The sequence below is a fragment of the Mesorhizobium sp. BHscii genome, assembly GCF_053848065.1.
Map to the genome: position 1 here is coordinate 205,806 of NZ_JBSPKW010000001.1, position 13,820 is coordinate 219,625.

At 63.2% G+C, this 13,820-nt stretch carries 10 protein-coding genes, 1 tRNA gene and 1 pseudogene; 7 read left to right on the forward strand and 5 right to left on the reverse strand.

What is annotated here, in order from left to right; all coding sequences use genetic code 11:
• Window positions 1-109 precede the first annotated feature (109 nt).
• From betI to betB, 5 genes are all read left to right on the forward strand, one after another.
• The gene (gene betI, locus ACWTU7_RS01005) at window positions 110-700 is read left to right on the forward strand and encodes a choline-binding transcriptional repressor BetI (protein WP_455837367.1); all 591 of its coding nucleotides are present in this window, start codon (window positions 110-112) and stop codon (window positions 698-700) included.
• Window positions 697-2,226: a choline-sulfatase gene (gene betC / locus ACWTU7_RS01010; protein WP_455837368.1), complete on the forward strand. Its 1,530-nt coding sequence runs from the start codon at window positions 697-699 to the stop codon at window positions 2,224-2,226. The genes betI and betC overlap by 4 nt, the downstream gene beginning before the upstream one ends.
• Window positions 2,223-3,224 carry a threonine/serine dehydratase gene (locus tag ACWTU7_RS01015; protein ID WP_455837369.1) on the forward strand — a complete coding sequence of 334 codons (1,002 nt, stop codon included), beginning with the start codon at window positions 2,223-2,225 and terminating at the stop codon, window positions 3,222-3,224. The genes betC and ACWTU7_RS01015 overlap by 4 nt, the downstream gene beginning before the upstream one ends.
• Entirely contained in the window at window positions 3,217-4,869 is a 1,653-nt protein-coding gene (betA, locus tag ACWTU7_RS01020) for a choline dehydrogenase (RefSeq protein ID WP_455837370.1), read from the forward strand. The genes ACWTU7_RS01015 and betA overlap by 8 nt, the downstream gene beginning before the upstream one ends.
• Window positions 4,870-4,933: 64 nt before the next feature.
• A complete protein-coding gene (betB, locus tag ACWTU7_RS01025) occupies window positions 4,934-6,397 on the forward strand; it encodes a betaine-aldehyde dehydrogenase (protein WP_455837371.1) in 1,464 nt (487 codons plus the stop codon).
• Between the two features lie 9 nt (window positions 6,398-6,406).
• On the opposite strand, the gene ACWTU7_RS01030 is transcribed toward betB, so the two are convergent.
• Complete coding sequence (locus ACWTU7_RS01030) at window positions 6,407-7,318, reverse strand: LysR family transcriptional regulator (RefSeq protein WP_065010398.1); 912 nt, start codon at window positions 7,316-7,318, stop codon at window positions 6,407-6,409.
• 99 nt (window positions 7,319-7,417) lie between these two features.
• Between ACWTU7_RS01030 and ACWTU7_RS01035 the strand changes: the two are divergent.
• A pseudogene (locus ACWTU7_RS01035) lies at window positions 7,418-8,304 on the forward strand (NmrA/HSCARG family protein).
• A 117-nt stretch (window positions 8,305-8,421) separates the two neighbouring features.
• Here the strand turns inward: ACWTU7_RS01035 and ACWTU7_RS01040 are convergent.
• Window positions 8,422-9,942 carry a phosphomannomutase/phosphoglucomutase gene (locus ACWTU7_RS01040; protein WP_455837372.1) on the reverse strand — a complete coding sequence of 507 codons (1,521 nt, stop codon included), beginning with the start codon at window positions 9,940-9,942 and terminating at the stop codon, window positions 8,422-8,424.
• Between the two features lie 202 nt (window positions 9,943-10,144).
• Here ACWTU7_RS01040 and ACWTU7_RS01045 point away from each other — a divergent pair.
• Window positions 10,145-10,221, forward strand: a tRNA-Pro gene (locus tag ACWTU7_RS01045).
• Window positions 10,222-10,264: 43 nt separating this feature from the next.
• Here ACWTU7_RS01045 and ACWTU7_RS01050 read toward each other — a convergent pair.
• From ACWTU7_RS01050 to ACWTU7_RS01060, 3 genes are all read right to left on the reverse strand, one after another.
• A complete protein-coding gene (locus tag ACWTU7_RS01050; RefSeq protein ID WP_065010395.1) occupies window positions 10,265-11,089 on the reverse strand; it encodes a galactosyl transferase in 825 nt (274 codons plus the stop codon).
• Window positions 11,090-11,124: 35 nt separating this feature from the next.
• The gene (locus tag ACWTU7_RS01055; RefSeq protein WP_455841713.1) at window positions 11,125-12,123 is read right to left on the reverse strand and encodes a polysaccharide pyruvyl transferase family protein; all 999 of its coding nucleotides are present in this window, start codon (window positions 12,121-12,123) and stop codon (window positions 11,125-11,127) included.
• Window positions 12,124-12,184: 61 nt separating this feature from the next.
• Window positions 12,185-13,669 carry a lipopolysaccharide biosynthesis protein gene (locus ACWTU7_RS01060; protein ID WP_455841712.1) on the reverse strand — a complete coding sequence of 495 codons (1,485 nt, stop codon included), beginning with the start codon at window positions 13,667-13,669 and terminating at the stop codon, window positions 12,185-12,187.
• Window positions 13,670-13,820 lie beyond the last annotated feature (151 nt).

The following is a 13,820-nucleotide window of genomic DNA, read 5'->3' on the forward strand; positions in this document are numbered from 1 at the left end:
ATCTTGATATCTGGTCACGGCACCTGACTTTTGCCACCAATTCAGCCCGGATTTTTGTTGATTGATCCGTCAATAAAAAATAACCTTGTCGCCACAGGCCGGAGCAAAGATGCCGAAAATTGGAATGGAACCGTTGCGCCGCAAGGCGCTCATCGACGCGACGATCTCGGCGATCGGCGAGCGCGGCTCGCTTGATGTGACCATGTCGGAAATCGCCGGGCGCGCCGGCGTGTCCTCTGCGCTTGCCCATCACTATTTCGGCGCCAAGGACGAACTTTTGCTGGCGACGATGCGGCACATCCTGGCGGAGCTGACCGCCGATATGCGGCGCGCGCTTCGATCGGCCAGCACGGCGCGCGAGCGCGTTTCGGCGGTGGTCGCCGTCAATTTCTCTGACGTCCAGTTCCGCCCGGAAACGATCGCCGCCTGGCTCGCCTTCTATGTCGAGGCGCAGAAATCAGCAGCACTTCGCCGGCTGCTCAAGGTCTATGCGCGGCGCCTGCATTCCAATCTGTTGAGCGGGTTGACCGGCATCCTGCCAAGAAGCGAAGCCGACCGCGTCGCCGAGGCGACAGCGGCGCTGATCGACGGGCTCTATATCAGGCGCGCGCTGAAGGACGGCGTGCCCAATGCCGCGACGGCGATCGCACTGATCGAGGATTATCTCGAAACGAAACTCAGCCGGCGGAGCGCACAGTGACGTCCAAGCGACCCAACTTCCTGATCGTCATGGTCGATCAGCTCAACGGCACATTGTTCCCGGACGGGCCGGCGGACTTCCTGCATGCGCCGCATCTGAAGGCACTGGCCGCTCGTTCGGCGCGCTTCAAGAACAACTACACCGCCTCGCCGCTCTGCGCGCCGGGCCGCGCCTCGTTCATGAGCGGGCAGTTACCATCGCGCACCGGAGTCTACGACAATGCCGCCGAATTCGTCTCGTCGATCCCGACCTATGCGCATCATCTGCGCGCCGCCGGCTACCATACCTGTCTCTCCGGCAAGATGCATTTCGTCGGGCCGGACCAGTTGCATGGCTTTGAGGAACGGCTGACCACCGACATCTATCCGGCCGATTTCGGTTGGACGCCGGATTATCGCAAGCCCGGCGAGCGGATCGACTGGTGGTATCATAATCTCGGCTCGGTGGCCGGCGCCGGCGTCGCCGAGATCACCAACCAGATGGAGTATGACGACGAGGTTGCCTTCCATGGGGTGCAGAAGCTTTATGATTTCGCCCGCGTCTCCGACGACGCTTCGCGCCGGCCATGGTGTCTGACCGTTTCCTTCACCCATCCGCACGACCCCTATGTCACCCGGCGGCGCTATTGGGATCTCTACGAGGACTGCCCGGCGCTTGAGCCCAAGGTGGGCTTCATTCACTACGACAAGCAGGATCCGCATTCGCAGCGGCTCTACCGGGCCAGCGACTATGACAGCTTCAAGATCACGCCGGAGCAGATCCGCAGCGCGCGGCGCGGCTACTTCGCCAACATCTCCTATCTCGACGATAAGGTCGGCGAACTGCTGTCGGTGCTCGAACGCACGCGAATGCTCGACGATACGATCATCCTGTTCTGCTCGGATCACGGCGACATGCTCGGCGAGCGCGGCCTGTGGTTCAAGATGTGCTTTTTCGAGGGCTCGGCGCGGGTGCCGCTGATGATCGCCGGCAAGGGCATACCAGCAGGACTGATCAAGGCCCCAGTCTCCAATCTCGATGTCACCCCGACGCTTTGCGACCTCGCCGGCATCGACATGAGCGCGATTGCGCCATGGACCGACGGCCAGTCGCTGCTGCCGCTGCTCGACGGCAAGACGCGCACCGCACCCGTGCTGATGGAATATGCGGCCGAAGGCTCCAACGCGCCGATGGTGGCGATCCGCGACGACCGAAACAAATTCATCCATTGCGAGATCGATCCGCCGCAACTGTTTGATCTTGACTCGGATCCGCGGGAATTGACCAATCTCGCCGCCGACCCGGCTCATGCCCCCTTACTGGCTGCTTTCACCGAAAAGGTCCGGGCGCGCTGGGACATGGCCGCTTTCGACGCCGCCGTCCGGACCAGCCAGGCGCGCCGCTGGGTGGTCTATCCGGCGCTGCGCAACGGCACCCATTACCCCTGGGATTTCCAGCCGCTGCAGAAGGCATCTGAGCGCTACATGCGCAATCACATGAACCTCGACAATCTCGAAGAGAGCAAAAGGTATCCGCGAGGCGAATGATGACACCCCTTGTGCCCTCCCTAGATCATCTCAGGCAGGCCTATGCCGTCACCGCCAAGGCGACGCAGGTCACGCCATTGCTGGAATCGGCGGCGCTCGCCAGGGAGACCGGAGCTGCCCGTGTCTTCGTCAAGCCGGAATCGCTCCAATGGGCGGGATCGTTCAAGGTGCGCGGCGCCTATTGGCGGCTGAAGCGGCTGTCGCCCGATGAAGCCGGGAAGGGCGTCGTCGCCTATTCCTCCGGCAATTTCGCGCAAGGACTGGCCGCCGCCGGCCAGGCGCTGGGCATTCCGGTCACCATCGTCATGCCGATCGACGCGCCGGCCGCCAAGCGCGACGCAACGGCCGGCTATGGCGCGCGCGTGGTGCTGACCGACCATGGCGAACGCGCGCGTGAGGAGGTTGCCGCCGCCAAGGCGCGCGAGATCGCCGAGACCGAGGGGCTGGCGCTGCTGCATCCGTTCGACGACCCCGAGATCGTCGCCGGCCAGGCTGGTGCGGGGCTGGAGGCGCTCGAGCAACTCGATGCCAGGAATGCCAGCGCCGATCTGCTGTTCTGCGCGGTCGGCGGCGGCGGGCTGATCGGCGGCGTTTCGCTGGCTTTCCACTATCTGTCGCCGGCGACCGAGATCATCGGCGTCGAGCCGGAAGGTTTCAACGGCATGGGCGCGTCGCTCGCGAATGGAGCCATCGAGACCATGCCGATCGGGCCGAAATCGATCTGCGACGGGCTGATGGCGCGAAAGCCCGGCGACGCCCCTTTCGCAGCGGTCAGGACCGCGGGCGTTCGCGGCATCACCGTCGACGACCAATCGGTGCGCTGTGCGATGCGGATCGCCTTCGAGCGGATGAAGCTGGTGCTGGAACCTTCGGGCGCTGCATCGCTGGCGGCGCTGCTCGGCGGCAAGGTGGATGTGAGCGGCAAGACGGTGCTCGTGGTGGCAACCGGCGGCAATGTCTCGCTCACCGATTTCATGGCGCATATGAACCATGCTTGAGGCGGATTTCGTCATCATCGGCGCCGGCTCGGCCGGCTCGGCCATGGCCTACCGGCTGTCGGAAGACGGCAAATATTCGGTGATCGTCATCGAATTTGGCGGCAGCGACATCGGGCCGCTGATCCAGATGCCGTCGGCGCTGTCGATCCCGCTCAACATGAGCCTCTACGACTGGGGCTTTGCCAGCGAGCCGGAGCCGCATCTCGGCGGCCGCGTGCTGGCGACGCCGCGCGGCAAGGTCATCGGCGGCTCGTCCTCGATCAACGGCATGGTCTATGTGCGCGGCCACGCCCGCGACTTCGACCACTGGGCCGAACAGGGCGCAACTGGCTGGGGGTTTGCCGACGTGCTCCCCTACTTCAAGCGCATGGAGGACGCCAACGGCGGTGAGAATGGCTGGCGCGGCCACGGCGGCCCGCTGACCGTGCAGCGCGGCTCAAGGACGAATCCACTCTACGGCGCCTTCGTCGAGGCAGGCCGTCAGGCCGGCTTCGAGCTGACCGACGACTACAACGGCGCGAAGCAGGAAGGCTTTGGGCCGATGGAACAGACCATTCGCGGCGGCCGCCGCTGGTCGGCGGCGAGCGCCTATCTCAGGCCGGCGCTCAGGCGGAAAAACGTTAGCCTGGTCAAGGGTTTCGCCCGGCGGGTGATCGTCGAGAATCAACGCGCCACCGGAGTCGAGATCGAAACGCGCAAACGGATTCAGGTGGTCAAGGCGCGACGTGAAGTGATCGTTGCCGCCTCCTCGATCAATTCGCCCAAGATCCTGATGCTGTCCGGCATCGGCCCGGCCGAACATCTCAGGGGATACGGCATTCAGGTAATCGCCGACCGGCCCGGCGTCGGTCGCAACCTGCAGGACCATATGGAGCTCTACATCCAGCAGGAATCGACGCAGCCGATCACGCTGAATTCGGTGCTGAATCCCTTCTCCAAGGCAATGATCGGTGCGCAATGGCTGTTCTTCAAGTCGGGTCTCGGCGCAACCAACCATTTCGAGGCGGCCGCCTTCGTGCGCTCGCGCGCCGGCGTCGACTATCCCGATATCCAGTATCATTTCATCCCGGCGGCGGTCCGCTACGACGGCAGGGCGGCGGCGAAGGCGCACGGTTTCCAGGCGCATGTCGGGCCAATGCGATCGAAGTCGCGCGGTACTGTCACGCTGCGCTCGCCAGATCCCAAGTCGAAGCCGGTGATCCGCTTCAACTACATGTCGCATCCGGACGACTGGACCGAGTTCCGCCACTGCATCCGGCTGACGCGCGAGATCTTCGGCCAGTCGGCATTCGACCCTTATCGCGGCAAGGAGATCTCGCCGGGCTCGCACGTTCAGTCAGACGACGATCTCGACGCCTTTATCCGCGATCACGCCGAAAGCGCCTATCACCCTTGCGGCACCTGCAAGATGGGCCGCAAGGATGATCCGATGAGCGTCGTCGATCCGGAATGCCGTGTCATCGGCGTCGAGGGGCTGCGGGTCGCCGATTCCTCGATCTTCCCGCGCGTCACCAACGGCAATCTCAACGCACCGTCAATCATGACCGGCGAGAAGGCCGCCGACCACATTCTTGGCCGCACGCCGCAGGCGCCGTCCAACCAGGAACCATGGATCAATCCGCGCTGGCAGGTGTCGGACAGATAGGCGATCGATCCGGCGGACTGTCCGCCCGCCGGCCCCCGGCGAAAGACAATTTGGAGAAGCTCCCATGCGCGCCCAGCCAAAGGCATCGCACTATGTCAACGGACGCTACATCGACGACGAGCAAGGTGCGCCGCTGCCGGTGATCTATCCGGCAACCGGCGAGACCATCGCGATGCTGCGTTCGGCGACGCCGAACGTGCTGGAACTCGCGATCGAAGCCGCGCGTGCAGCACAACCGGCCTGGGCGCGGCTGAAGCCGGTCGAGCGCGGGCGCATCCTGCGCCGCGCTGCCGACATATTGCGTGCGCGCAACGCCGACCTGGCGCGCATCGAGACGCTGGATACCGGTAAGGCAATCCAGGAGACGCTGGTGGCGGATGCGCCATCGGCGGCCGACTGCCTCGAATATTTCGGCGGCGCGGTCGCTGCTTATAATGGCGAGTCCTTCGATCTCGGCGGACCCTTTGCCTATACAAGGCGCGAGGCCCTCGGCGTCTGCGTCGGTATCGGCGCCTGGAACTACCCGATCCAGATCGCCGGCTGGAAATCGGCACCCGCGCTCGCCATGGGCAACGCCATGGTGTTCAAGCCGTCGGAGAACACGCCGCTGTCGGCGCTGGCGCTCGCCGAAATCTATACCGAAGCTGGGCTGCCCGACGGGCTGTTCAATGTCGTGCAAGGCTACGGCGATGTCGGCGCCGGCCTCGTCGGGCACGATGTCGTCGCCAAGGTCTCGGTGACCGGTTCGGTGCCGACCGGCCGCAAGGTGCTGTCGCTCGCCGGCTCGAAGATGAAGCATGCCACGATGGAGCTCGGCGGCAAGTCGCCGCTGATCGTCTTCGACGACGCCGATCTCGAAAACGCCATTGGCGGCGCCATGCTCGGCAATTTCTATTCGACCGGCCAGATCTGCTCCAACGGCACGCGGGTCTTCGTGCAGAAGGGTATCCACGACCGTTTCGTCGAACGGCTAGTCGAGCGGACCAAGAAGATCCGTATCGGTGATCCGCTCGACCAAGAGACGCAGATGGGGCCGCTTGTCTCCAAGGACCAGCAGGAAAAGGTCATCGGCTATATCGAAGCCGGCAAGCAGGATGGCGCCGTGCTCGCCTGCGGCGGCAACGTGCCCTCGCTGCAGGGTTTCCAAGGCGGCTTCTTCGTCGAGCCGACGGTCTTCACCGGCGTCACCGACACGATGCGCATCGCCCGCGAGGAGATTTTCGGGCCTGTGATGAGCGTGCTGAAATTCGACGATGAGGACGAGGTGATCGATCGCGCCAACGACACCGAATTCGGCCTTGCCGCCGGCGTGTTCACGCGCGACTTGCGACGCGCCCACCGCGTCATCGCCGAGCTGCAGGCCGGCACCTGCTGGATCAACGCCTACAATCTGACCCCCGTCGAAATCCCGTTCGGCGGCTTCAAGCAGTCCGGTATCGGCCGCGAAAATTCGCTGGCGGCGCTGGCGCTCTATTCGCAGCTGAAGTCGGTCTATGTCGAGATCGGCGATGTGGCGAGCCCGTATTGAGGCTCGCGGCTACTGCTGGTCAGCCGCTGTATTTGCCCGACTGGAAATCCGGTCGGATGCAAGCACGATGAATGCCTTGACGAGGGGCGAAAGATGCCGGCTGCTCGGATATAGAACATGCAGCCCGCCGACCGGCGTCGTGTAGTCCCGGAGAACGCGGCTCAGCCGCCCTCCATTGATGAGGGGCTCGGCGATGCTGTGCGGCAATTGGGCGATGCCGAAGCCTGCGAGCGTGGCCGCAACGACCGCCTGCATTTCATTAGCGGCGAAGCGCCCGGCCACCGTGACCGTTTCCTGACCGTGTGGCCCGTCCAGCACCCAATGGGTGCCCGAGGTCGAAGGGCCTGCGATGACGCACTGGTGGTGTGCGAGATCCGCCAGGCATTCCGGCATCCCGCGCCTTGCGAGATAGTCCGGGCTGGCGCAGAGCAGCCTGTGCGTGGAGCCGAGTTTGCGGGCGATCAGCGTCGAATCCTGAAGAACCCCGGTGCGGAAAGCGAGGTCTATGCCGTCCTCGACCAGGTTGAGCTTGTCGTCAGTCAGGCGAAGTTCGACTTTGGTCTTCGGATACATTGCCAGAAAGTCGACCACAGCAGCTGTGAGGAAATGACCCCCGAAGCCGACGGGCGCCGAGATGCGAATTGTGCCCGATGGCTCCGCCCTCGCTTCCGCGAGGCGCAGATTTGCTTCCTCGATCGTCCGCAGGGCCTGGCTGCTCTGCTCGTAATAGAGACGCCCGGCATCCGTCACGTTGAGGCTGCGCGTCGTGCGCTGCAGCAGGCGAACCCCAACCTCACGTTCGAGCGCGGCAACGCGTCGACTGACCGTCGTCTTGGGCATGGCAAGCAGCCGCGCAGCAGCGGTGAAGCTGCCAGCTTCGACTACGCGAGCGAACACCACGATATCATTAAGATCGAGCATTGTATCCTTGCCTGGCACAAAGTTTTCCAATTGTAGGCAATTATGCATCAATGTGACAAACCCTAATTTTGCTCCATCGGAAAAAGAAGGAGCAAACACATGACCACCAAACGAAGCGTTCTGGTGACCGGTGCCACAGGCCAGCAAGGCGGCGCAGTTGCGCGTGCCTTGCTGTCGAGTGGGCACCGCGTCAAGGCACTAACGCGCAGGCCGGACAGCGATGCTGCGCGGCAATTGGCGTCGGCAGGCGTCGAGATCGTGGCCAGCGATCTTGGCGATACGGCCTCCGTTGTGAAGGCAGCAAAAGACGTCGATACCATGTTCCTGATGGGCAACAGCTACGAGGCTGGCATAGCACAGGAAACCCGCCAGGGGATCCTTGCCGCCGACGCGGCGAAGGCTGCCGGCGTCGGGCATTTGATCTATTCATCCGTTGCCGACGCCGACAAGAACACCGGCATTCCGCATTTCGAGAGCAAATATCTTGTCGAGCAACATGTCGCCGGGCTCGGCATCCCCTACACGATCAGCGCGCCGGTTGCCTTCATGGAGAATATCGTCGCGCCGTGGTCGATCGGCGCGCTCATCCAAGGCACGCATGCCTTTGCGATGCCTGCCAAACGTGTCCTCCAGCTGGTCGCACTTGCCGATATCGGAGCCTTCGTTGCCGCCCTGGTCGAGCGGCGCGAGCGCGTGTTCGGCAAGCGCTTCGATTTCGCCGGGAGCGAATTGTCCGGCGAAGACCAGGCCAAGATCCTTTCGCAGTCCATCGGCCGCCCGATCAACTATCGGCAATTCCAATCGCGGTGGCCCGCCAACAAAGCGAAGATACGGCGCTGATGTTCGAGTGGTTCGACCGCGTCGGCTATGACGTCGATATCGCGGCTTTACACCGAGATTTCCCGGAGGTCCGCTGGCACAGTTTTGCCGACTGGGCGCGGGAGTTCGACTGGCGTGGCCTTGAGCGGGCTTATTCCGCTGCCTGAGTTCCTGTAAAGATCATCGGCCGATGAAAACCTGGGGGAGCGGACCAGCTGCAACCGGAAACCCGTGATCCGCTTCCCCATCGTGGCCTTTCTCGCGCCGCGATGAAATGAGAGAACCTAGAACGTCTGGTTGTAGGCGCCGACCTCAGGGCTGCGGCGCAGCACCGCATCGACGCCTTCGAACATCTGCCGGCGCCGCTCGGACGACACCGGGCTCTCTACCACCACGACCAGCTCCGGCTTGTTCGACGACGCCCGTACCAGGCCCCAGGTGCCGTCCTCGGCAACGACGCGAACGCCATTGACGGTGATCAGATCGGCGATCTTCTGGCCAGCGAAGACAGTGCCATCCTGCTTCATTGCCTGAAAGTCGGAAACGACTCGCTCGACCACGCCGTATTTCAGCTCGTCGGCGCAGTGCGGCGACATGGTCGGCGTGCCGAAGGTCAGCGGCAGGGCGCGATAGAGATCGGCCATGCTGCTGGTCGGGCTGCGATCCAGCATCTGGCAGATGGCGATAGCCGTGATGAGACCATCGTCATAGCCGCGCCCGATCGGCGGATTGAAGAAGAAATGACCGGATTTCTCGAACCCGGCGATGGCGCCGAGCTCGGCCACGCGCCGTTTTATGTAGGAGTGGCCGGTCTTCCAATAGTCGGTGACGGCGCCGTCGGCACGCAGGGCGGCGTCGGTGTTGAACAATCCGGTCGACTTGACGTCGACGACGAAGGTCGAGCCGGGATGCAGTCGCGCGATGTCGCGGGCGAGCATGACGCCGACCTTGTCGGCGAAGATCTCGTTGCCTTCATTGTCGACCACGCCGCAGCGGTCGCCATCGCCGTCGAAGCCAAGCCCGACGTCGGCTCCCGTTTCCAGCACCTTGTCGCGGATGGCGTGCAGCATCTTCATGTCTTCGGGATTCGGATTATAGTTCGGAAACGTATGATCGAGCTCGACATCGAGCGGAATCACCTCGCAGCCGATCCGTTCCAGCGCTTCAGGTGCAAAGGCGCCGGCGGTGCCGTTGCCGCAGGCGGCGACCACCTTGAGCTTTCTTGCTATGCGCTTGTCCCGGGTCAGGTCGTCCAGATAGGTTTTGCGGAAATCCGCAACAAAGTCATAGGAGCCGCCGCCGACAAGGTCGAAGTCGCCGGCAAGGACGATCGTCTTCAATGCGCTCATTTCCTCCGGACCGAAGGTCAAGGGGCGCGCCGCCCCCATCTTGACGCCGCTCCAGCCGTTTTCGTTGTGAGAAGCGGTGACCATAGCCACGGACGGCGTATCGAGCGCGAACTGGGCGAAATAGGCCATCGGCGACAGCGCCAGCCCGATATCCTTAACTCGCGCGCCGGCGGCCATCAGCCCGGAAACCAGCGCCAGCTTGATCGCAAGCGAATAGGAGCGGAAATCATGACCGGTCACGATATCCGGCCCGGCGCCCAGGCGCCGGATCAGCGTGCCGAGCCCCATGCCCAGCGCCTGGACACCGATCAGGTTGAGCTCAGGCGGCTCCGCAGAGCCAGGATGGCCGAACCACCAGCGCGCATCATACTCACGAAAGCCGGACGCCTTGATCAGCGCCGAGGTTTCAAACTCGAAGGTGTTGGGGCGGGCTTCGCTAACGATCTTCAGGGGCAAGACAGCAACTCCAAGCGGCTGGAATCAGGGTGTTTCAAGGCGGGTGGCCGATACCTATACACGAGCCTTTAAGCAGTGTTTATCGCGCAGGAAACTGAAACCTGTATGACCTTAAAGCGAAAGCGGAAGAAATGCGACAGAAGCGCCGCCATTGGCGCTTGCAGGAACGAAGTGCGGCGGCTATAAGCCCGCGGTCTGGTCACGGAGTGTAGCGCAGCCTGGTAGCGCACATCGTTCGGGACGATGGGGTCGCAGGTTCAAATCCTGCCACTCCGACCAGAAGCTCCTCTCCTCTCCCATCAAGTTGGCCTGCCCGGGGTGATCATGTATCCCGGCGAACAGCGGTTTTGCCGAAGAACTCGCGTTTCGCGGCCTCACCGACCAGCCGCAGCCGTGAGGCATTGCGAAGCAGTCGCCTGGGTCGTTTGAGCGCGCCCCAGTTCAGGAAATACTTGGCCATGATACCGGGCGTCCTGCTGTGCGAGCCGGCATGGGCGACGCGATAGACGGCGCCGCGAAACGGCAGCGTCGCCAGAGGCGTACCGCGCTCGGCCAGAATGTCTGCAATCCGGATATGACTGCCGAGCATTGACTTCATCCAGTCGGGAGAGGCATCCCCGTAACGGTCGGGCAGACCATAGAGGTCCGACCGGATTATCAATGACGTCCCGCAAAGATGGTTAAAGTCGTCATAGCCGAGCAGGAGCTTGCCGCCGTCGTCCCAGACATAGCCGCGGTCGATGGTCCATCCGTTTGCGTTTCGGTTCTCCGACACGTGCTGGACAAGGCGGGCGCTCACGAAATCGTCGTCGTCGACGATCATGAAGAAGCGGCTGTCGCGTGCCCGCAGCATGCCCTTCAGCACGCGGCGGCCCTTGTCGACGCGGAAGGCGTCGTAGAAGTCCTCCTTGCTCGCCCCACCGCGCTCATGCGCATCGTTTGGCGGAAAGGTCACGCGTTCGACACTGAAGCGCTCGGGGAGATTTGGTAGATCGGCGCCCTCGTTTGCGACGATGATGCCCCGCCAGTCGTCGTTGGTCTGGCTCGATATCGAGCGAACCGTCTGGGCGAGATTCGCCTTGAGCCTACTCCAGTCGCGCGCATTGTCCTGGTGGCGCACGGGAATGATGAAGGTGACGAGTGTCATCTCAACCTCAGCAAATGTCTTCTGCGTGCCAAAGATCAGGCGGCGACAGCGGCTGCCTGCCGCGCCCAGCCGATCCCGTCGTCGAGCGAGGTCGCCTTGTAGGAAAGGTCGGATCCCCCCGAGAATGCCGCCATGAACCGCCGTATCTTGCCGTAGCTGTTGTCGAGGACCGCATGCGGCCGACCGATCAGCAGCGAGCAGATATGGACGTGCAGGCGATCGGTGACGATCGCACGCCCGCGCGAAATCTGCCGGATGCCTCGCCGGAAGCGATTGTGCGCGGCCGCGTCCAGCTTGCGCAGCCGCACCTCTGCCGGCTTGAGCGCCAGCAGCGCGGAGGCAGCACCAATCGCCTTGGCGACGCGCACCTGCCGCGCAGATTCGGTGATCCAGTCCTCCATCGGAATGTCGGGATAGGCCGAGCGATCCGCGTCACCTGCCTTCTCGAGGTCCGCCCTCAACATCGCCAGCACCGGAAACTCGGATGCTTCCGGTTCGAGCGCGCCGATGCAGAATGCCATATCGGGGCAAAGCCGCACCTCGCAATCGAAGTGCTTCTCCGCGAACGCCTTCGATTCCTCGTCGCGCACCAGGAGAACAAAGTTCTTGTGCCTGCCGATGATGCGCGCGCTCCTTTCGCGGCGCTCCTGCGACTTGTAGTGAATCGATTGCGGAAACTGGATGATCCGGCGGTTGGGGAATTGCTCGAGCACGCGCTCGCGGAAATCCTGATGCGTGATCCAGAGGTCGCCGAAATTGCCGCCGCCATGGATGAAGATCGGTCCAGTCGGGACGGCCCGTTCGAGATCCTCCGCCGAGAAGTCGCGCATGCGCGAGACATAGGCCGGTCGCTTGTCGCAGCGGTCTTTCAGGTAGGCCATCTCGCCGAGCCAGATGGCTGAGTCGCCGCAATTACGGATATCCGGAAAGTCGAGGATCGCCAGCGGCTCGTCCGCCCGGACATAGTCCTTCAGGCAGTCATGGATCATGTCCTGCAACCTGTCGATCAGAACCGGAGGCGTTTCCACTGGCATTCCTCTTCCTCCATCTGGCCGACCGTTCGGCTCGTGTTGCAGCAAATCCGACGTGCTAGCTTCAGCCATGGCGAACCTTCGACAGTATCTTGCCCAAGATGTTCAGGATTTCCCGCTCGGGGCCGTCGGGCCGCTTCATCGACAGCCACAACCCGAAGCTCGACCCGCAATAGAGGACCGCGCCCAACGGAACGAGGATCGCCAGCTGCCAGGCAAGCCCCACGCTGTCGTTCGCCGCGGGCAGCCAGGTCGAGGCGAACAAGACGCCCGCGGCCATGATCGCGATGCTTGCGAGCGCACGCCCGTTGGCGGCCAGCTGCTCCAGCACCGTTACGCCGATGAAGTGCTTGACCAGCACCATGTTGACGAGCGCTCCGAGCAGTCCGGTGAACACTCGGCTGTAGATGACACCTTCGAGCCCGTAGAGCATGAGGGCGCCGAAGATGATCGGTACGCGGACGAACAGCATCTGCGTGTCCCGGACGAATAGAAGCCTCGTCTTGCCCTTCGCCATGCCGAGCGGCTGCACCAGCGAGCCCAGCGTCTGCAGGGCGTACACCGAGGCGAGCGACTGGATGATGAAGATTGCCGGCGCCCATTTTTCACCCAGCGTCAGCCTGACCAGGGGATCGGCGATCAGCGCGACGCCGATGCCGGCAGGAAGCGCGATCGCGGCGACAAGTGCCTGGACGCGCTGATAGGCGGCGGCGAGGCGGCCTGGGTCGTCGCGAATTGTGGCGAAGCTCGGGTAGATCGTCTGGGTGAGCGGCGCCGTCGCCTCGCGTGTCGGCAGGCGGGCGAGATTGCTGCCGAAGGTGTAGTAGCCAAGCTGCGCATTGCCGAGCACCTTGCCGATCAGCAGGTGGTCGAAGCGCCAGTTGAGCGTGTTGACGATCTGGCCGGCCGTCAACCAGGCCGAGAAAGAGAAGAACTCCCGCATGTGCTTGAAGACGATCCTCGGGCGGAACGGCACCACCAGATAGGAGGTGACGAGATAGGTCGCCTGGCTCACGAGGGTACCCACCACGAGGGCCCAGTAGCTGTGGAAGATCATCGCGATGGCCACCGCCACGACGACCCCGACGAACTTCTGCGAAACGCTCAGCACGAATTCCTGCCAGAAGATCAGCTTGCGCTGCAGCATGATCAGCCGCGGATTCGTCATGCTGCCGAGCAGCACGCTGAAGCCCAGCGCAACCATGACGCCGGACAGGCGCGGGTCTTCATAGACCACCGATGCCGGCCAGGCACAGGCCGCGAAGAAAAGGCACAGTATCAGTCCGCGCGTGGCATTGAGGGTCCAGGCAGCGCTGAAATGCGATTCGGTGGGCGCCTCATGTCGGATGAGCGCCTGGGTGAGCGAGAGTTCGGTGACTGTGGTGACGATCAGGAGCATCGTCGTCGCCAATGCAACGAGGCCGAAATCGGCAGGCGAGAGGTACCACGCCAGCACGAAGGTGCTGAGCGTCGCCAGCCCGTTCACGATCGCTCGCGACAGGCTGAGCCACATGCTTCCCTTGATGAGCCGCCCGGTGATACTGCTCATGCTGCAGGCGATTCCCGATACTCTCAGCGCCATTTGGCGCTCTTGTTGCACCCCGAGCCGCAGCGCTTATACCGCGAACGAAGACGGGTAACGAGAACAAAGATCAGCGCCCATTTGCCGCACCGCACAATTACCGTGGAGAGCCGGCGCG

What these genes read in the sequence shown, in the direction of transcription:
- betB (WP_455837371.1), top strand. Translation starts at nt 4,934, where the DNA reads ATGCGCGCCCAGCCAAAGGCATCGCACTATGTCAACGGACGCTACATC.
- betA (WP_455837370.1), top strand. Translation starts at nt 3,217, where the DNA reads ATGCTTGAGGCGGATTTCGTCATCATCGGCGCCGGCTCGGCCGGCTCG.
- betI (WP_455837367.1), top strand. Translation starts at nt 110, where the DNA reads ATGCCGAAAATTGGAATGGAACCGTTGCGCCGCAAGGCGCTCATCGAC.
- ACWTU7_RS01030 (WP_065010398.1), bottom strand. Translation starts at nt 7,318, where the DNA reads ATGCTCGATCTTAATGATATCGTGGTGTTCGCTCGCGTAGTCGAAGCT.
- ACWTU7_RS01015 (WP_455837369.1), top strand. Translation starts at nt 2,223, where the DNA reads ATGATGACACCCCTTGTGCCCTCCCTAGATCATCTCAGGCAGGCCTAT.
- ACWTU7_RS01060 (WP_455841712.1), bottom strand. Translation starts at nt 13,669, where the DNA reads ATGAGCAGTATCACCGGGCGGCTCATCAAGGGAAGCATGTGGCTCAGC.
- ACWTU7_RS01055 (WP_455841713.1), bottom strand. Translation starts at nt 12,123, where the DNA reads ATGCCAGTGGAAACGCCTCCGGTTCTGATCGACAGGTTGCAGGACATG.
- ACWTU7_RS01050 (WP_065010395.1), bottom strand. Translation starts at nt 11,089, where the DNA reads ATGACACTCGTCACCTTCATCATTCCCGTGCGCCACCAGGACAATGCG.